We start from the raw sequence: 18,572 nt of genomic DNA on the forward strand, positions 1-18,572 counted from the left end.
TCCCGAACTCAGAAGTGAAACGATGCATCGCCGATGGTAGTGTGGGGTTTCCCCATGTGAGAGTAGGTCATCGTCAAGATTAAATTCCGAAACCCCTATCTGCTGACGCAGGTAGGGGTTTTGTTTTAGTAGAAGTCTTAGATTTTTACCGACACGTTGTTTCTGAACGGGTTGGTCACCGAATTTCTTGACGACCATAGAGCATTGGAACCACCTGATCCCATCCCGAACTCAGAAGTGAAACGATGCATCGCCGATGGTAGTGTGGGGTTTCCCCATGTGAGAGTAGGTCATCGTCAAGATTGAATTCCCGAAACCCCTGTCTGCCAGCGCAGACAGGGGTTTTGTCGTTTAGGGCCGGTAATCGGATCGTCCCCTAAATTGCTGTCCCGCTCCAGCAAACCCCGAGGCCGTTGCTATGCTTTGATTGTTGGGCGTAGGCAAAAGGCGCCCGCGATGTGACTGGTCATGGGGATTCCAATAATGAAAAACCCTTATGCTCCTGGCTTCTGGTGCGCTATTGCAGCGTTGTTGCTGCTTTCAGGTACCTATTTCTATGGCGTCATGCTGACCCATCAGATAGATAAGGCATTGATCTTCCTCGATAGCGTGTCTGCGCTGATCGGCGTCATATCCATAGCTGTTGTCGCCTGGGCTTCACTGCAAGGCCAGCGCATCAAGAAAAAACAACTCGAGCAAGGCAAGACCCTGGTGTTGATCTGGGATACAAAGGTTGCGCTGCGAAGGGTCGAGACGGTGTTCGATCGCTATTTCTGGGGCAGTTATTGGCAACCGGGGCGCACCTTCCAGGAGGTCATGGGAGAACTCACCGGGACTCCTCTGGAAAAGAGTCTCGAGGCCTTGAAAATCCAGTGTGCCGCTTTGGACGAGCAGGTCGCGCAAGACGATTGGCATTGGCTCAACAATGCGCGCGAGCTGTGCGATGTCGCCAACGCCATGGCTCGGGAGCGCTACCAACTGGATTTTTGCGATGGGCGCGCAGATTCGTCGGGCACGGCGGTGATCAATCGTGATTTCGAAGTGCTGGTATATACCTGGACCGCAAGGCTCAAGACTTTTGATCACCAGCTCGACGAGATCGAAGTCCAATATTCGTAGACCATTTCTCAAGAACACGCTTTTCCCCCTTTAAACATTGGGCTAGCGTGCCTGCCTGATGCTAATCTCCCCACCACTTTTACAGCGTCGAGCCATAGCCCTTTGCGGGTCAAGGAAGACGACGATTTTTTCAACCATGGAATAACGATCGGGTCACTCATGAATAAATCAGCAAGCGTACTTCTCGGAATCGTTGTGGTTATCGGTGCCGTCAGCGCAGGTGGCGCCTGGTATACCGGCACGAAGCTTGAAGGAGTGCTGAATACCGCTATTGCCGACAGCAACAAGCAAATGCAAACGGCTCTGGCCGGCTCCAATGGCACTGCATCGATCGAACTGGTCTCCCTGGATCGCGGAACATTCAGCAGTACCGCGCATTATCGTCTCAAGGGCGAAGGCGAGATGTTTGGTAGCGAACCGGTCGAACTGCTGTTCGTCGATAACATCGAACATGGTCCGCTGCCCTTTTCCCGCCTGATGACGCTCAAATGGCTGCCAGTCATGGCCACCAGTCACACCGAGCTTGAGCGCACCCCGCTGACCGAAAAGTGGTTCGTTGCCGCCAAGGACAAGTCGCCCCTCAAAGGCGTGTTCAACCTGGGCTACGATCAATCCACCAACGGCACATTCGAGCTGCTGCCTCTGGATACCAAGCTGGATGAACAATCCCAGCTCATCTTTTCAGGCCTGAAGATCGACGTGGCTGCCAGCGCCCAAGCCCAAAAGATCAAGGTCGATGGCTATATGGACAGTTTCAAACTGACCACCGTCGCCGAAGACCAGACGCCGGTGCAAGTTGAGTTCAGCGGCCTGACATTGGCCAGCAACCTGACCAAGAGCACCTATGGCTACTACATGGGTGATAACACCCTGTTGCTGAGCAATAGCAAGACCAGCTTCGGCGAGCAGAAATCGGTGTTGGGCCTGAAGAACTTCGAAATGAAGAACAACAGCTCCGAAAACGGCACCAGCGCTTCGGGCCGTGCCGATTACAAGATCGGTGAGTTGTCGTTCAACGACAAAGTCATCGGTTCGGCGCAAATGGCGGTAAGCCTCAAGAACCTGGACATCCCAGCAACCATGTCGCTGATGCAGGTCTACCAAGCCAAGCTGCAGCCTTACGAAAAAGCCGCTGCCGAAGCGGCTGAAGCGGGCGAGCCAGCGCCAGAGCTGAACCTGACCGAGGCGGAAGAGGCACAGGTCAAGGCTGATCTGGAGAAACTCCTGGCAGGCGCTCCACAAGTCGCCCTGGAGAACCTGTCGTTCAATACCGCTAATGGTGAAAGCCGCGCGAGCCTGGTCGTCGATTTGGCCAAGCCGCAATCCATGGACTTGCCGCCTGATGAACTGGGCCGCCAACTGCTTGCCCTGCTGGAATTCAAGGTGAAAGTCTCCAAGCCGATGCTGGTGGACCTGCTGACTGTGCAGGCGCAGATGGAAGGTCAGACCGATGCCAAGCTGATCGCTGACCAGGCCACCGCCACCAGCGATATGTTCAGTGCCATGGCAGTAGGTACGGAGCTGGCCAAGCTGGAAGGGAACGATGTTGTCACCAACCTGCATTACGCCAACAATCAAGTCGATTTCAACGGCCAGAAAATGACCGTTGAACAGTTCTCGGCATTTGTGATGAGCAAGCTGGGCGGCGGCGTCGCCATTCAGTAATCCCGCTTCAACAGTCCCCCAAACCGGCCTGTGCATTGCGCACGGTCGGTTTTTTTTGCCTGTGAAAAAGTACCACGCTGAAATCTGCATGGATTCTGAAGAATTATGGCGTTCTGAAAGATGACCCTCCGCGCAGTGCCAGACTTGGCCCGTTAGAGCTTGGCTGGGTTCCTTTGACCCGGCCTCCTGTTTGATGGGCAAGGGGGCACTGCGACCCGGCTGGCCATGTAAGGATGCTGACGAATGCCGCGTACTGTGGGTCCTTTTATTCAATTCGGTTTGCGCCCGTTGTTTCGCGTCGCGCTGTGCAGCCAATTGTGCTGGCCGCTTGTGGCGTTGGCCGATTCTGGCTATGACCAGAAGGTGCTCGACGCCCGTGCAGGTCATTACACGCCCGCGTTGACCGAGTTGCGTCAGCTATCGGCCGGCCAGGCCAGCACCGCGCAGATCAGTGATCACCTGCAGATTGCCAGTTGGGCTGGCCTCGATGCCGAGGTGGCGACCGTCTATGAAACCCAGGGCCGCTATCGCGACCTGCCAGTCCAGGCGCTGGCGGCTGTGGCGCGGTCCTATCGCAACCTCAAGCGTTGGGATTCGGCGACCGATTTGTATCGCCGCGCACTGGCGATCGATCCACAAAATCCCGATCTGCAACTGGGCCTGGCCCTGACCCAGGCCGATGCTGGCAAGCCTGATGAAGCCGTCAGCCGTGCCAAGGCGCTGGTTGCCGCCAAACCTGACGATCCAATGCGCCGTCTGGCTTTGGGTTATGCGCTGACCCGCGCCAATAATCCCCACGAAGCGCTATTTGAATACGACCAGGCGTTCACCCGTGCGGGTAGTCACAAGCCTGAGGTTGCGCGCGAGTATATCTATGCACTGCAACGTGCCCGGTTGCCGGAGCCGGCCCTGCGCCTGGCCCGTCTCCAGCCCGGGCTGATCGACCGTGGCGTGCAGCGCCGGCTTGAAGGCGATGTAGCGGCCGAGCGGGTGCGCCTGGCGGACATGGCCAGCCGCAGCGAAAAGGATCGCTTCGTCATCGCGGATCGCGCCCTGGTTGATTACGACAAACTGCTCGCCACCTGGACCCCGGTGGCCGAGGCCCATGAGGACGTCCTGCGCTGGCGGATCGACCGCATGGGTGCCCTCAATGCCCGGGCTCGCCGGGCAGAGGTGATTGCCGAATACCAGAAACTGGTCGCTGAAGGCGTCGGCATTCCTACTTATGCCTTGCGTTGGGTGGCCTCTTCCTACTTGGAGCAACGGGAGCCGGAGATTGCCATCGATCTGTATCGTCGCGTACTGACCGCGCCCGATGCCGACCCTGCGGATCGCTTCGAAGACAGCACGGCGCTCTATTACGCTTTGCTGGAAAGCGAACGCTCCGAAGAAGCCCGCGCGCTTGCTGAGGATCTGGCGAAATCACAGCCGTCACGCGTGGAGCTTAAAGGGATGCCGATCGGCAACCCTAACGACGAATGGATGGACGCTCAGCAACTCGCCGCCCAGGCGGGCACTTATGGCGCTGACCTGCCTTCCGCCGAAGCGCGCCTGAACGACCTTGTCTATCAAGGCCCCGGCAACATCGGTTTGCGCCTGGCCCAGGCCGATCTGTATCAGGCCCGAGACTGGCCGCGCCGGTCCGAGAACCTGCTCAAGGAAGTCGAGGCGACGACGCCGCGCAGTCGCGATCTGGAAATCGCCCAGGCCCGCGCCGCGATGGATCTGCAGGAGTGGCGGCAGATGGATGCGCTCACCGACGACGTCGTCGCTCGCTATCCGGAGAACGCCCACGTCAAGCGCCTGCAACGCCAGCGCGAAGTTCACGACATGGCCGAATTGCGCATCGAAGCCTACACCGGCAAGAGCTTTGGCGGTGGCAATGGCGATGCTGGTGCGGTGACCGGCAGCCGGGACTTTGGTATTGAAACGTTGCTCTACAGCCCGCCCATTGACGAGGACTGGCGGTTGTTCGGTGGTGCCGGCTACGCCACTGGCGATTTCGAGGAAGGCACCGGCCATCATCGCTGGCAGCGCCTGGGCGTCGAGCGGCGCACCCGCGACATGACCCTGGAAGCGGAAGTCTCCAATCACTCGTATGGCTCCGGTGACAAGCAGGGTGCACGTGTAGCTGTGGCTCGGGACATCAACGACCACTGGCAGTACGGCGGCAGCCTGGATTACCTCTCGGCCGACACCCCGTTGCGGGCTCTCAACAGCGGTATCCGCGCCAATGGCGGAAGCGGTTTCGTCCGCTGGCGGGCCAATGAGAGCCGCGAATGGCGACTGGCTGTCAGCCCGTCGCACTTCAGCGACGGCAACAACCGCCTCGAGACCTTGCTGACCGGCCGCGAAGGCCTCTACAGCGCCCCGAGGCTGCAAGTGGAAATGGGTCTGGAAGTCGGTGCCAGCCGCAACAGCGGTTCCAACGAAGTGCCGTACTTCAATCCGAAATCGGACTTCAGCGTCATGCCGACCGTGACCGCCAACCATGTGTTGTACCGCCGTTACGAAACCACCTGGAGCCAGCAATTCCAGGCCGGCGCCGGTACCTACAGCCAGCGTGACTACAGCACCGGTGCGATGGGATTGCTCAGCTACGGCCAGCGTTTGCTCTGGAATGACGTGCTCGAAGCCGGGGCCGCGCTGAGCTGGCTCAACCGCCCTTACGACGGCGATCGTGAAAGCGATCTGCGCCTGCTTGTCGACCTCACCTACCGCTTCTAGAAGAGTTTGAAAATGCCCGTCATTTCGCGATTCATCCTTCTGCTGGGAGTCTTGCTGATCAGCGCTTGTGCCCAGCAAGCCCCGGCGTTCACACCACCTTCGCAACGGCCGGTGGCGGCCAACGACGCGCCGTGGCCGAAAAACCACGTGCTTGGCATCGCCTACCACGATGTCGAGGATCTCGACCCCGACCAGGCGCTCGTGGCCGTGCGTACCGAACGCCTGATCGAACAGTTGGCCTGGCTGCGGGAAAACAACTACCAGCCGGTCACCGTCGACCAGATCATCGCCGCCCGCAATGGTGGCCCGGAACTGCCGCCGCGCGCGGTGCTGCTGAGTTTCGACGACGGCTACTCGAGCTTCTACACCCGCGTCATGCCGATCCTGCGCGCCTATAACTGGCCGGCCATCCTGGCGCCGGTCGGCAGTTGGGTCGACACGCCGCAGGGCCAATCGGTGGATTTTGCCGGTGTGCCGCGCAAGCGTTCCGAGTTCCTGACGTGGGAGCAGGTTCGTGAGGTTTCGAAGTCGGGCCTGGTGGAAATTGCCGCCCACACCGACGCCAATCACAAAGGTATCCTCGCCAACCCGCAAGGCAACCAGCAACCCGCCGCGACCACCCGGCACTACGATCCTGCGACTGGTCGCTACGAAAACGAGGCCGATTTCCAGGCTCGCATGCGCAAGGATGTGGCGACCATTTCCGAAAAGATCCGCAAGGTTGCCGGCTACAGCCCGCGCGTCTGGGTCTGGCCCTATGGCGAAGCCGACGGCACTGCGTTGCAGGTCATCGGCAGCGAGGGCTACCAGATGGCGCTGACTCTGGAGGATGGTCTCGACAGCCTCGATAACCTGATGGATGGCCCGCGTTTCCTGGTGTCGTCCGATCCGGACGGCGCGCACTTCGCCGAAAGCATCTCTTCCGTGCAAACGATCGACCCGATGCGGGTGGTCCACGTCGATCTGGATTACGTCTACGATTCGGACCCGGCGCAGCAAGAAGCCAACGTCGGCAAACTGGTCCAGCGCGTCTACGACCTGGGCGCCAACACGGTGTTCCTGCAGGCGTTCGCCGACCCGAAAGGTGACGGCCTGGTCCACTCCCTGTACTTCCCCAACCGTCATCTGCCGGTGCGCGCCGATCTGTTTGACCGGGTTGCATGGCAATTGCGTACCCGGGCCAACGTCAAGGTCTATGCCTGGATGCCGGTGCTCAGCTTTGCCTTGGACCCGAAACTGCCCCGCGTGTTGCGCTGGGATCCGAAGACCGGCAAGACCGGTGTCGCCCCGGACCAGTACGTGCGCCTGTCGCCATTCGACCCGAACGTGCGCAAGGTCATCGGCGAAATCTACGAAGACATGGCGCGGATGAGCTCGGTGGATGGTGTTCTTTACCATGACGACGCGGTGTTCTCCGACTTCGAGGACGCCAGCCCCGCCGCGATGAAAGTCCATGCCGCCCACGGCTTGCCGCAATCCATCGCCGCCCTGCGCGATGACCCGGCAGCCATGCAGCGCTGGACTCGGTTCAAGAGCCGCTACCTGATCGACTTCACCGCCGAGCTCACCGCCAAGGTCCGGGCGATACGTGGCCCGCAGGTGCGCACGGCGCGCAATATCTTTGCCGAGCCGATGCTCAACCCGGAAAGCGAAGCCTGGTTCGCCCAGAACCTCGACGATTTTCTCGCCGCGTACGACTGGACTGCACCGATGGCCATGCCGTTGATGGAAGGGCAGACCCGCGAGCAATCGGGCCCCTGGCTAGAACGGTTAGTGGAAACCATCAAGGCCCGCCCGGGTGCGCTCAAGCGTACGGTGTTCGAGCTGCAAGCCCGCGACTGGCACAGCAAGCCGGTGGCCGACATCGAAGGCGAACAACTGGCCGACTGGATGGGGCGCCTCAAGCGTCAGGGCGTGACCAGTTTCGGTTACTACCCGGACAACTTCATCGAAGACCAGCCCGCCGTGAAAGCCGTGCGGCCTGCACTCTCCAACAAGTGGAATCCTTGACATGTTCGACAGACTGCTCGCCGTCCTGGTGCTGGCGATCGTCCTTGGGGTGCCCCTGGGCCTGATCTTCCTGGTCACCGGGCAATTCCTGATGGACTTCGTGTTCTTCTACCCGCTGTTCATGTCCGGCCTGTGGATCGCCGGTGGCCTGTATTTCTGGCTGCACTGGGAGCGCCACTGGCCATGGAAGGACGACACGTTGCCGCCGCCGCTGGCCGGCGAGCCGCTGATCAGCATCCTGGTCCCGTGTTTCAACGAAGGCGACAACGTTGCCGACACGATTCACGCCGCGCTGGGCCAGCATTACCCGAACATCGAAGTCATCGCCATCAACGACGGCTCCAAGGACAACACCGCCGAAGTGCTCGACCGGCTGGCCGCCGAGGACCCACGTTTGCGCGTGCTGCACCTGGCGGAAAACCAGGGCAAGGCCGTGGCCCTGCGCATGGGCGCCATTGCTGCACGCAGCGAATACCTGGTGTGCATCGACGGGGATGCGCTGCTGGCGCCCAACACTTGCGCCTACCTGGTTGCACCGATGCTGGATAACGCCCGCCTCGGCGCGGTGACCGGCAACCCGCGCATCCGCACCCGTTCGACATTGGTGGGCCGGGTCCAGGTCGGCGAGTTCTCCTCGATCATCGGTTTGATCAAGCGCACCCAGCGAGTCTTCGGGCGGATCTTTACCGTGTCCGGCGTGATCGTCGCGTTCCGGCGCACGGCCCTGCACCGGGTCGGCTATTGGAGCCCGGACATGATCACCGAAGACATCGACATCAGTTGGAAACTGCAACTGGACCACTGGAGCATCTTCTACGAGCCCCGCGCCCTGTGCTGGATCCTCATGCCCGAAACCCTGCGCGGCCTCTGGCGGCAACGCCTGCGCTGGGCCCAGGGTGGCGCCGAGGTGCTGTTCAAGAATATCCGCGGTATCTGGCAATACCGTCACCGCTACCTGTGGCCGCTGCTGTTCGAATACTGCCTGTCCACCGGCTGGGCGTTCACCTTCCTGTTGTCGGTGATCTTCTGGGGCGCCGGCAAATTCGTCGAGATGCCTGCGGCTATCGCAGTGGACCATCTCATGCCGCCGGCCTTTACCGGGCTGTTGCTGGCAGTGGTATGCCTAATGCAATTCGCGGTGAGCATCCTGATCGACCGCCGCTACGAAAAAGGCCTGTGGCACATCATGTTCTGGGTGGTCTGGTACCCGCTGGTGTTCTGGTTGATCAGCCTGTTCACCACCCTGGTGAGTTTCCCCAAGGTGTTGTTCGGACAGCATCAGAAGCGTGCCCGCTGGGTCAGCCCGGATCGTGGGATCAAACCGTTCGATGACGAAGAAGAGGAAGTGATCCGATGAAAATTATCAGGACCCGGCAGCGACCCTTTCTGGTGGTCATCGATGTGCTCTTTACGGTGCTGGCGTGGATCGGGCTGTTGTATCTACTGGTGAATGGGCTGTGGCCGCTGTTCGACAGTCACGCCGGCCCTCGCCTGGGCGGTTCATTGTTCGACACCCTGGGGACGTTGCAGATCTACGGCTGGATTGCGTTGGTCAACGCAATCATCCTGATCACCTGGGCGCGTTATCAACAGCGCAAGAGCCGTAGCTTTGCCCAGCGACGGCTGCCGAGGCCGGCCGTGGACGACCAGGGCCTGAGCGCCAGTTTCAAGTTGACCGACGAACGCTTGGAAACCTTGCGCCAGCCTGGGTCGAAGATCATCCACAACAATCAGGATGGGGATATCAGCCACGTGGTGCCGCATTTCCATTTGCTGAGCCCGGACTTGCAGCCGCCGCCCCTGGCCCCGTTGGAGCGACCACGGGTGATCCATTTACCGGCGGATCACTCCGCGTAAGCGCAGCTGCGACTATTTCTTTGTGGGAGCGAGCTTGCTCGCGATAGCGGAGTGTCAGGCAACCGTGTTGCTGCCCGAGCAGACGCCATCGCGAGCAAGCTCGCTCCCACAGGTTTTGTGGCGTTTTTAAAGACAAGCTACGCCGAAAAGTCCCGAACCAGCCGCCAAGCCTCATCCACGGGCAGCGGTTGTTTCATGCGCTGGGCCAGTGCTGCCATGGCCCGGCCTTCATCGCAGGCCACGACCGCCGCGACGAGGCCGTCCTTGCCGAGCAGTGCGATAAAGGGCGGATGCTCGGGTGTGCCTTTGAATTGCACCTCATCCCATTCCTCGGCGTGGCCCAGATAGTCGTAGCGCTTGCCGAAGTGATACGTCCAGAAGAACGGCACGTCCAGGTAATGCTCTTCACCTCCGAGCATATTCGTCGCGGCGATCCGGGCCTGTTGCTGGGCCAGGCGCCAATGTTCGATGCGCCGGGGCTGGCCGTTGAGGGGAAAGGTCGCGATGTCGCCCACGGCCCATACGCCATCGGTCACGCGCATGCCGTCGTCGACGATCAACGATTTATCATTCTCTCGTGGCAGGTTGGCGAACGGCTCCGTGGCCGGATGCACGCCGACACCGATGATGACCAGGTCCGCCGCAAAGCGTTGGCCGTTATCCAGCACCACGGCTTCGGCCTTGCCCGTGCCTTCGATTCGCGCTGCTTCGCCTTCGCTGTGATACACCACCCCATTGGCGCGGTGCCTTGCCAGGATCGCCTTGCCGATGCTGTCGCCGAACTGCTTGGCGAACGGCACCGGATGACGGGCCAGGACGGTGACGCTCAGTTCGCGTTTGCGCAGGGAGGAGGCAACTTCCATGGCGATGAAGCTGTCGCCGATGATCACCGCCTGTTGCCCCGGCTGGGCACGGTCGAGGATCTGCCTGCTGTCGGCCAAGGAGCGCAGGGTGAAAACATTCGGCAGGTCGAGCCCTGACAAGCCGGGCGTCTTGGGCACACCGCCGGTGGCGAGGAGCACCGCGTCGTAGCTCAACGTTTCGCCGTCCGCGAGGCGGATCAGGCGCGCGCCCACATCAAGGTCCGTGACCTCGCCATGGCGCCGTTCGATGCGTTGCTGGGTGAAATAAGTTTCATCGCGCAGGGGCGGGGTCTTGTCCGCCGCCATGTCGCCAGCCAGGACATATTTGCTTAAGACGGTGCGGTCATAGCCGGCCTCGGCTTCCCGGTCGAGCATCAGGATCCGCCCACCGAAACCCTTCTCGCGCAACGCAGCCGCGCACGCTGTGCCCGCCGCGCCGGCGCCGATGATGACGAAGGTACGCGGATCATCGGCCGGCGGGATTTTCTCGGCCGGCAGTGGTTGGTCATCGACCCAGACTTCGTCGCCGCGCACCTCCACGTGATAACGCTCCAGGCTGTCGAGGGCCGGCGGTTCGCACAGGGCGCCGTCTTCGGCGCGAAATGCCGCTTTGTGCCACGGGCAGATCAGCCGGCCGTGGCACACCGCCCCCTTGGCCAACGGTGCGCCGGCATGTGGGCATTTGCCTTGGAATGCCCGCACCTGACCGCCGGCCCGCAGCAGCAGGACGGGTGATTCATTGAGGCTGACTTCGAGGCCGCGGTCCTCTCGCACATCAGCGAGGCGGGCGACTTGATGCATGGGCATGGTCGTTCTCCGGCAGGCGTTTCCCGTTGGAGTCGAGCAATTGGAGTGAGGTTCAGCGTAATTGTCACTGCAACCGGGCCGGCGCTGCGGCTATAGTTCGCAGGCCGTCCATGGCCTGAACCGCATTCAAGGTGCCCGGTATGACCCGATTGACTTCCCTTTCCTCCTGGCTCGCGGCCGTCACCCTCGTGCTGTGCGCACAAGGGGTCCAGGCTGAAGAGCGTTTTACCCTGAGCATTCCCGGTGTGTCGGACGACCGCCTCTTCACCGCAGCGGCCGCCAGTGACGCCAACAAATGCGGCGGCAAGAATATTTCCCCGGCCTTGAGTTGGAACGCTGGTCCTCCGGGCACCCTCAGCTATGCCATCGTCATGCTCGACCCCGACGGCCAGCGGGGGCAGGGTGTCGATCATTGGATTCATTATGGAATCAAGCCCAGCACCCGGCAGATTCCAGCAGGCGCGGGCACCAAGTCCTCGCTGGAAGGCATGAGCGGTCTCAATAGCAAGAACACCCCTGGCTATATCGGCCCGTGCCCGCCCATTGGCGACAGTGCCCACCATTACCTGATCCAGATTTTCGCCCTGGACCTGCCGCCCGAAGCTTTGCCCGCCGGCCTGACTCGCACCCAATTGATGGAAAAACTCAACGGCCATGTACTGCGCAACAGCAGCGTGGTGCGCCGCTATCACCGTTGATCGTGCATAAACCCGTGGCGAGGGCGCTCGCTCCCGCAGGGCTGCACAGCAGCCCCAATCGTCACGGAAGTTGGCATCGAGCGCCAAAAGCGAGCACTATCGGCCCGTGTTCACTCATGCCGGAGGATGGCGATGACGCAGAAAACCGACGGCATCGCCCGCCTCAAGAACTGCCCCACCAAGGGCGACGAGATACGCCGGGCCATCGCCCAGAGCCGCAAGGATTTCCTGCCTGCTGACGAGGCCGCAGACGCCGAGCCAGGCCAATCGCCGGCGCAGCCCGTGGACAAAGATCCCGCTGCCTGAGCCGTTGCCTTCTTTCCACTATTTTTCAAACTTGCCTATGACTGCCTCGACTCATCTGCCAGACGCGCGGTTCAGCCGATCCGACTACAAGACCCTGGGCCTGGCCGCCCTCGGCGGTGCGCTGGAAATCTATGATTTCATCATTTTTGTCTTTTTCGCCCTGACCCTCAGCCAGCTGTTCTTCCCGCCAGAGATGCCCGAGTGGCTGCGCCTGCTGCAAAGCTTCGGGATTTTCGCCACCGGCTACCTGGCCCGGCCCTTGGGCGGAATTCTCATGGCGCACTTCGCCGATCGCCTGGGGCGCAAGCGGGTGTTCAGCTTGAGCATCCTCATGATGGCCTTGCCGTGCCTGCTCATCGGCGTGATGCCGACTTACGCGCAGATCGGCTATTTCGCCCCGTTGCTGTTGCTGGCGTTGCGCATCCTGCAAGGCGCGGCGGTGGGCGGCGAAGTGCCCAGTGCCTGGGTCTTTGTCGCTGAACATGCGCCGCTGCGACATCGTGGCTATGCCCTGGGGTTTCTCCAGGCGGGCCTGACTTTTGGCTATTTGCTCGGCGCCCTGACCGCCACCGCGCTGGCGCGGATTTATACCCCGACGGAAATCCTCGACTACGCCTGGCGCCTGCCGTTCCTGTTGGGCGGCGTCTTCGGCGTGATTGGCGTCTGGCTGCGCCGCTGGCTCAGCGAAACGCCGATCTTCATGGCGCTGCAAGCCAATCGTGAGGGGGCGGCGGAACTGCCGCTGCGCACGGTCCTGCGCGACCATCGCCACGCCTTGCTGCCCGCTGCGATCCTCACCTGCGTGCTGACCTCCGCCGTGGTCGTGTTCGTCGTCATCACCCCAACCGTGATGCAGAAAAGCTTCGGCCTGACCCCCAGCCACACCTTCGCCCTGAGCAGCCTCGGCATCGTTTTCCTGAACATCGGCTGCGTCCTGGCCGGCCTCATCGTCGACCGCATTGGCGCCTGGCGCACCGTCATGCTCTACAGCCTGCTGCTGCCCCTGGGCATCGCCGTGCTCTATGCCAGCCTGATCAGTGGCAGTGCCTGGCTGGGCCTGGCCTACGCAGTGGCCGGGCTGGGTTGTGGCGTGGTCGGCGCGGTGCCATCGGTGATGGTCAGCCTGTTCCCGCCGAAGATTCGCGTGTCCGGCATCTCGTTCACCTACAACATCGCCTACGCGCTGTGGGCCAGCATGACGCCGTTGGTGTTGATTGCGCTGGTGCCATGGAGCCCGTGGGTGTGCGTCGGATATTGCGTGGTGATGGGGGCGGTGGGCGTGACCGCGGCGGCGTATTTCCCGGGGCGGGGTGAGCGTGTTTATGGTTCGGCGTTAGCGTCGGAACCCTGACTACAATCCGCAAAATTTGTTGTAGGCCTTTTCTGAAACAGTATGAACCGACCTGATTCGAGGTAGATTCAACGCACATTGTGTTTACCATGGGCATCTCTTCTGTCGGGGAGCCTTGCATGAAAGCCAGTACAACCATTGCTACGTTTCGTCGGTTGCGGACCCAGCCATTGTGGCGGTTGTTGGCCTCCGATCATGGGCCGCTGACCCTGGGCTTGCTCCAGACCCATCTGTACGAAAGCGAGCGGGGTCTGCCCGCATCCATCTTCCATGAGCGTATCGAGCGGGAACTAGAAGAGCTTCGCGTGCGAGGCGAGCATCTGGGAACAGCGCAAAGCTATATAGCGGGCTGGCTGTCGGAAGGCTACCTCGAACGGCGCTTCCCGCCAGGCGCGTCGGAAGAAGAATATGAATTGTCCACCGCAGTTAGTGATTGAAGAGGTTGTGCATTCGTCAGGCTCCTTACACAGGAATATTGAGGGGGCTACATTTGGAACTGATCGCGCTGCTGACCAAGTCGGAGTCGTTGAGATATGAGCACGGATAACGCCAATACCTCGCAGTTCATCATCTACCAGAGCGAAGACGGGCGAACCCGGTTGGACGTGCGCTTTGTCGATGAAACCGTATGGTTGACCCAAGCCTTGATGGGAGAGTTATTCAGCACCACGCCAGAGAACGTGTTGATGCATCTGAAGAACATCTTCAGCGAGGGAGAGCTTGATCAACACGCAACCACTAAGGATTTCTTAGTAGTTCGTCAGGAAGGTACGCGCCAGGTAAAGCGCAATCTCAAGCACTATAATTTGGACGCCATTATCTCCGTGGGTTATCGCGTACAAAGCCATACGGCAACGCGCTTCCGTCAGTGGGCCACCCGGCAGTTGCGTGACTACATAGTCAAAGGCTTTTTGCTTGATGACGAGCGCCTGAAAAATCCCGATCAGCCGTTCGACTACTTTGAAGAGCTGACGCGGCGCATCCAGGATATTCGCACCAGCGAAAAACGCTTCTACCAGAAGATTACTGACATCTACGCCACCAGTGTGGACTACGACCCGACTCAGGAAGCCAGCATCAGCTTCTTCAAGACTACAAAACAAAGTGCACTGGGCAATTACCGGGCAGACTGCGGCCGAGCTTATTCACAATCGTGCGGACAGTGGTAAACCCCACATGGGCCTGACCAACTGGCGCGGTGCCAAGGTTCGCAAACAGGATATCTCGAATGCTAAAAACTACCTCTCGGCAGAAGAACTTAGCGCTTTGAACAATCTGGTCGAGCAATACCTGGTGTTTGCGGAAGGCCAAGCCATGCGTCGTATTCCAATGTCCATGGCTGAGTGGTTGAGAAAGCTTGATGGTTTCCTGAAATTGAACGACCGCGAAATTCTGGATAACGCGGGCCAAATTTCTCATGACCTGGCCAAGCAGCATGCCGAGTCGCAATACGAGCTATTTCATAAACTGCGCCAGCAAGAAGATACGGCGAGCTCTGATCAAAACCTCGCGGATCTGAGCCAGCTTGTCCACTCGCTATCGAGCAAGACCCAATCTAGGTCTTGACTGCGAGATTCCCGTCTGCGACAGGTGGCTAAGTTTTATTGGAATGGACGTCTAAGGTTTGGGCCTTTATGAGAATTCACCGCCTGGCAAGGTTAAGTGCCCGAAGTTCCAGCATCGCCTTTGACACTTACAAGTATTTGGCTGCGGTCTTTTTAAAGACACTCGCGTAAAAAATCCACAAAGGCCCGGGTGCGCGCCGAGCGGCGTCGGTCGTGGCTGAACACGGCGTTGATGGGGAGCGTCAGTGGCTGGTAATCGGCAAGCAGCGGGACTACCGTTCCCTGGCGAATATCAGCGGCATACAGCCATTGCGGGGAAAGCGAAACACCGAGACCGGACAGCACCATTTCCCGGATCGCTTCGCTGCTGTTGCTGGTGACGTTGCCCTTGATCGTCACTTGGTATTGCTCGGCTCCACGCTCGAATCGCCAGACGTCGTAATGCTCCAGCAGCGTGAAAGCCAGACAGTTGTGGTGGGCCAGATCGGCTGGCCGAAGGGGGCTTCCGTACTGCTGCAGATAGGCGGGGGTGGCATACACCTGTCGAGGACTGCCCCCCAGGGAAACCGCCACCAGCCCTTCGTTTTTCACTGCGCCGATGCGAATGGCAACGTCAATATTCTCCTTCAACACATCTTCGTTCTGATCGCTTAGCCGCAGGTCGAGCCGGACCCGTGGGTGACGTGCCAGAAACCGGCCCACCAGGGGCGCGATGCACAGTCGTCCGAAGCTGACCGGGGCCGTTACGCGCAGGGGGCCGGCGATCTGTTCCTGGCCATTGGCGAAACCGAGGCGTGCCGCGTCCAGGCTAGCGAGTATGTCCTTGCTCTCGGTGTAGAAATGCTGCCCCTGGTCGGTCAGCGCGAGATGGCGGGTGCTGCGCGCGAACAGCGCGCCGCCAAGGTGTTGTTCCAGCGCGCGGATCTGCTTGCTCACCGCCGGTTGGCCCAGGTTCAGCTCCCTGGCCACTGCCGAGAACGAGCCGCGCTCCACGACCCTTACGAATACCTGCATTGCCTCGAACAGATCCATGGGATTTGGCCTTTTGCTGGAATAAATCCTATCCATTATTGCTGACTTATCGGAATGCGTCGGCGCGCCCATGATGAACCTGCCCACTCACTGGAGGTTTACCGTCATGAACAACACCATGTTTGCCGCCGTCGCTGAAACCGCTCAGGCCCCGTTGATCGTCCGCCACATCGCCCGGCCCACTCCTGGCAAGGGACAGCTCCTGATCCAAGTGCACGCTGCCGGGATCAATCCGCTGGATACCAAAATCGCAGCGGGAGCGGGTGGCCATGCCCGGCAACCGCTTCCTGCGGTCCTGGGCATCGACCTGGCGGGCGTTGTCGTTGAGCTGGGCGAAGGCGTTGTCGATTTCGCTATTGGCGACGAAGTGTTCGGCATGGCCGGTGGGATTGGTGGCGCTCAAGGTGCATTGGCCGAATACATCGCCGTCGATGCACAACTGGTCGCGCCAAAGCCCCGCGCATTGAGCATGCGTGAAGCGGCAGCCTTGCCCTTGGTGTTCATCACGGCCTGGGAAGGACTGGTCGATCGAGCCAATGTCCATCCCGGCCAACAGGTATTGATCCATGGCGGCGCGGGCGGCGTCGGACAAATCGCCGTGCAGATCGCCAAGGCCCGGGGCGCTGACGTTTATGCCACCGGCTCGGCCAGCAGCCTGGATTTCATCCGCGAGCTGGGCGCAACGCCCATCGATTACCGGGCCCAGGACACCGACAGCTACGTCCGCCTGCACACGGACGGCGAAGGTTTCGACATTGTCTACGACACCGTGGGCGGCGCGACGCTTGATGCTTCGTTCAACGCAGTGAAGACCTACACCGGCCATGTGCTCAGTTGCCTGGGCTGGGGCCAGCACAGCCTCGCGCCCTTGTCGTTCCGGGGGGCGAGTTATTCCGGGGTGTTTACCTTGATGCCGCTGTTGACCGGAAAGGGCCGTGCGCATCACGGTCATATCTTGCGGGAGGCCGCGGCGCTGGTTGAGGCTGGGCAGTTGCGGATCAAGGTGGATCAGACCCGGTTTGGCCTTGAGGACGTCAACGAAGCCTTCGCTCAGGTCGCCGAGGGGCGGGGGCAAGGGAAGACAGTGGTGGAACTCGGGGCTGAGTGAGCCGATCCGTCAGGCTGGCGTCTGCTGGCGAGGGAAAAATCCCTCGCCAATCATGCTTGGTTACAGCAACCGCCGCTGTACAGCCTCTTCCAAAGTGCTGCGTGTCAGCGCCTGCACGACGTCACGAGTGTCCTGCTGGAACGGAATACCGAAGATCAGCACCAAGTGCATCCAGGTGCGTACCGATTCGCTCTTCTGCACACGTCCCAGTTCCTTGCCATCCTTGTCCTTGAACACAGTTTCGAGTGTAAAAGTATTCTCGGCTGTGGACGGGATGACGAAGAAGGTCGCGCCGGTGATGATGGCCGAAGTCATGCTGAACTGTTCATTGTTTCTCAAGGTGGCTTCGGCGTAGATGTCTGATTCGACCTTGTCGGTGCTGACCCGCGCGAAACGTCCGGAGTCTCGGAAGGTCTCGGTCACCGAGCTTTCCCAAGCGGTGGCCTGGGCGCCCGAGGCAGCGACGGCCGGGCCGCTGTTGACCTGGTTCTGCGCAGTGGTGCGCACGAAGGCGGTTGGCTTGGAGGCTGTGGTGGCAGCGGCAGGCGGCCAGGTTTTAACGTCCGGCAACTCGTGTTGCGAGTAAGACACGCAACCCGTCAGCAACACGGCGGCCAATATGAAACTGTGTTTGATGAAACCCATGGTGTCCTGCTCCTAGGAATTATTGCTTGGCCAGGCGCGCCGTGGCGTTGTCCATCAGCTGCGCCACCAGCTGATTCAATTGCTGTGCACCCATGGTCGGCGCCCAGTATTCGCGGCCATACAGGCCTACGTTGCGTTCAAGCTTGATCTCTTCCTTGGCGGTCGCCAGTTCCTTGCCGTCGCGATCGACGATGCTCAGGTTCCCTGCGACGTCGAAACTGTCGACATAGATAGGACCGTTCACCCAGATCCAGATGGTCAGGGTCAGCAACGCGCCGGGGAAATAGCCCGGATGCGGAGCGCGATGGCCTTTGAGAGAGGTCATGTCGAACTTGAGCAACACGTCATTCTCGCCCAGGCGCGTCGGGTATTCGGTGACCTGCTTGAAGTAGCCGCCGGTCTGCACGTACTGATTGAGCTGGGCGGTGAGCGAGCGGCTGATGGCCGTGCGGGTGGCATCGTTGACATCGGGGGCAGTCACGGCGACATCGGCAATTTGTGCGATACGTGGGCTGCTGACAGGGGCAGGGTGCTGTGGCGCGCCCACCGGGCCGGTGACGGTGTATGACACGCAGCCGGTCATCGACAGGGTGGCGACCAGGGCGGTGGCCTTGAGGAACGTTTTGAACACGGAATGTCCTTATAGGGGTGATGGCACTTTAGTGTCTCGACTCGGGAGGCGGTAACTTGAGGGGAATTGCAAAAGCATCAAGCTGAGGAAGGGCTGCGAACACTCAGAAAATTATTTTCAGGCGGTTAACCCGAACCGCACAGGCCTCGCGTCTGACCTTGCGTACGGATCATCCATTCACGAGGTTC

The 18,572-nt window shown here is 60.5% G+C and carries 15 protein-coding genes, 2 rRNA genes and 1 pseudogene; 14 read left to right on the top strand and 4 right to left on the bottom strand.

All coding sequences use genetic code 11. The annotated features are described in order from the left end of the window. The 8 genes from rrf (JMN22_RS26925) to pgaD form a co-directional block, all read left to right on the top strand. Positions 1–79, top strand: a 5S ribosomal RNA gene (gene rrf, locus JMN22_RS26925); the annotation flags it as partial. A 107-nt stretch (positions 80–186) separates the two neighbouring features. Next, positions 187–302 (top strand): 5S ribosomal RNA (gene rrf, locus JMN22_RS23800). Between the two features lie 181 nt (positions 303–483). After that, positions 484–1,119 (top strand): NADH:ubiquinone oxidoreductase subunit N, encoded by a 636-nt coding sequence (locus JMN22_RS23805; protein WP_198798004.1) that lies wholly within the window; start codon positions 484–486, stop codon positions 1,117–1,119. Positions 1,120–1,278: 159 nt separating this feature from the next. Beyond that, the gene (locus JMN22_RS23810) at positions 1,279–2,784 is read left to right on the top strand and encodes a YdgA family protein (protein ID WP_030142211.1); all 1,506 of its coding nucleotides are present in this window, start codon (positions 1,279–1,281) and stop codon (positions 2,782–2,784) included. A gap of 243 nt (positions 2,785–3,027) precedes the next feature. Then, positions 3,028–5,511 carry a poly-beta-1,6 N-acetyl-D-glucosamine export porin PgaA gene (pgaA, locus tag JMN22_RS23815; protein ID WP_198798005.1) on the top strand — a complete coding sequence of 828 codons (2,484 nt, stop codon included), beginning with the start codon at positions 3,028–3,030 and terminating at the stop codon, positions 5,509–5,511. 12 nt (positions 5,512–5,523) lie between these two features. Then, positions 5,524–7,521, top strand: a complete 1,998-nt coding sequence (gene pgaB / locus JMN22_RS23820) for a poly-beta-1,6-N-acetyl-D-glucosamine N-deacetylase PgaB (protein ID WP_198798006.1) — start codon at positions 5,524–5,526, stop codon at positions 7,519–7,521. A gap of 1 nt (position 7,522) precedes the next feature. Then, positions 7,523–8,878 carry a poly-beta-1,6-N-acetyl-D-glucosamine synthase gene (gene pgaC / locus JMN22_RS23825; RefSeq protein WP_198798007.1) on the top strand — a complete coding sequence of 452 codons (1,356 nt, stop codon included), beginning with the start codon at positions 7,523–7,525 and terminating at the stop codon, positions 8,876–8,878. After that, the gene (gene pgaD, locus JMN22_RS23830; RefSeq protein ID WP_198798008.1) at positions 8,875–9,378 is read left to right on the top strand and encodes a poly-beta-1,6-N-acetyl-D-glucosamine biosynthesis protein PgaD; all 504 of its coding nucleotides are present in this window, start codon (positions 8,875–8,877) and stop codon (positions 9,376–9,378) included. Before pgaC ends, pgaD begins: the two co-directional genes overlap by 4 nt. A gap of 137 nt (positions 9,379–9,515) precedes the next feature. On the opposite strand, the gene JMN22_RS23835 is transcribed toward pgaD, so the two are convergent. Then, complete coding sequence (locus JMN22_RS23835) at positions 9,516–11,048, bottom strand: apoptosis inducing factor family protein (RefSeq protein ID WP_198798009.1); 1,533 nt, start codon at positions 11,046–11,048, stop codon at positions 9,516–9,518. Between the two features lie 140 nt (positions 11,049–11,188). Here JMN22_RS23835 and JMN22_RS23840 point away from each other — a divergent pair, with 140 nt between their 5' ends. The 5 genes and pseudogenes from JMN22_RS23840 to JMN22_RS23860 all read left to right on the top strand — a co-directional run bounded on the left by JMN22_RS23840 (position 11,189) and on the right by JMN22_RS23860 (position 14,969). After that, complete coding sequence (locus JMN22_RS23840; RefSeq protein ID WP_030142204.1) at positions 11,189–11,746, top strand: YbhB/YbcL family Raf kinase inhibitor-like protein; 558 nt, start codon at positions 11,189–11,191, stop codon at positions 11,744–11,746. Positions 11,747–11,878: 132 nt separating this feature from the next. After that, entirely contained in the window at positions 11,879–12,052 is a 174-nt protein-coding gene (locus tag JMN22_RS23845) for a hypothetical protein (RefSeq protein WP_181290589.1), read from the top strand. Between the two features lie 37 nt (positions 12,053–12,089). Next, a complete protein-coding gene (locus JMN22_RS23850; protein WP_198798010.1) occupies positions 12,090–13,403 on the top strand; it encodes an MFS transporter in 1,314 nt (437 codons plus the stop codon). 119 nt (positions 13,404–13,522) lie between these two features. Beyond that, entirely contained in the window at positions 13,523–13,840 is a 318-nt protein-coding gene (locus JMN22_RS23855; protein ID WP_030142202.1) for a DUF3375 family protein, read from the top strand. 249 nt (positions 13,841–14,089) lie between these two features. Then, positions 14,090–14,969, top strand: a pseudogene (locus tag JMN22_RS23860) (virulence RhuM family protein). A 152-nt stretch (positions 14,970–15,121) separates the two neighbouring features. Here JMN22_RS23860 and JMN22_RS23865 read toward each other — a convergent pair. Continuing rightward, a complete protein-coding gene (locus JMN22_RS23865; protein WP_198798011.1) occupies positions 15,122–16,000 on the bottom strand; it encodes a LysR family transcriptional regulator in 879 nt (292 codons plus the stop codon). 106 nt (positions 16,001–16,106) lie between these two features. On the opposite strand from JMN22_RS23865, the gene JMN22_RS23870 reads away from it, so the two are divergent. Further along, complete coding sequence (locus JMN22_RS23870) at positions 16,107–17,108, top strand: zinc-dependent alcohol dehydrogenase family protein (protein WP_030142200.1); 1,002 nt, start codon at positions 16,107–16,109, stop codon at positions 17,106–17,108. Positions 17,109–17,168: 60 nt separating this feature from the next. On the opposite strand, the gene JMN22_RS23875 is transcribed toward JMN22_RS23870, so the two are convergent. Next, a complete protein-coding gene (locus JMN22_RS23875; RefSeq protein ID WP_198798012.1) occupies positions 17,169–17,753 on the bottom strand; it encodes a hypothetical protein in 585 nt (194 codons plus the stop codon). A 19-nt stretch (positions 17,754–17,772) separates the two neighbouring features. Continuing rightward, positions 17,773–18,336: a hypothetical protein gene (locus JMN22_RS23880; RefSeq protein WP_206768660.1), complete on the bottom strand. Its 564-nt coding sequence runs from the start codon at positions 18,334–18,336 to the stop codon at positions 17,773–17,775. Positions 18,337–18,572 lie beyond the last annotated feature (236 nt).

It is taken from the genome of Pseudomonas sp. HB05, assembly GCF_016756915.1.
GTDB classification, from domain to species: domain Bacteria; phylum Pseudomonadota; class Gammaproteobacteria; order Pseudomonadales; family Pseudomonadaceae; genus Aquipseudomonas; species Aquipseudomonas alvandae.